Source organism: Sphingobium sp. (assembly GCF_033795625.1).
Lineage (GTDB): Bacteria > Pseudomonadota > Alphaproteobacteria > Sphingomonadales > Sphingomonadaceae > Sphingobium.
The window spans coordinates 1-500 of the sequence record NZ_JARYGI010000158.1; the positions used below are offsets into that span (position 1 = coordinate 1).

1 protein-coding gene is annotated in these 500 nt (G+C 63.6%); it reads right to left on the bottom strand.

The genetic code is table 11. The features are described from left to right. The coding region (locus QHC67_RS19150; RefSeq protein ID WP_319296765.1) for an ABC transporter permease at positions 1 to 461 on the bottom strand (461 nt) is incomplete at its 3' end. Positions 462 to 500: the final 39 nt, after the last annotated feature.

Sequence of the window (500 nt, forward strand, 5' to 3'; positions counted from 1 at the left end):
ATGACCATGAAGACCGACTGGACCACCGCCGAGGTGACGTTGCGCCCGAGGCTCTGGACATCGCCGCCGACCATCAGGCCATGCCGACAACCCGCCGAGGCGATCACCAGCGCCAGGAACGGCGCCTTGCTCATCCCGATCCAGAAATGCGTTATGCTCACCGTCTCGAGCGTGCGCTGGATGAAGAAGACCGGGCTGATGTCGATCGTGGCCCAGCTGACCAGCAGGCCGCCGGCGATGCCACCGATATCCGCGCAAAAGGTCATCAGCGGCATCATCAGCAGCGCTGCCAGAACCCGTGGAATGACAAGGGCGTCGAAGCGGTCGACGCCCATCACCTGCATCGCATCGGTTTCCTGGTTCATCCGCATCGAGCCGATCTGCGCGGCGAAAGATGATGCGGAGCGGCCCGACAGCAGGATCGCGGCGATGACCACGCCGAACTCGCGCAGGATTGCCACGCCGACAAGCTGAACCGTGAACACCTCGACACCAAGCGT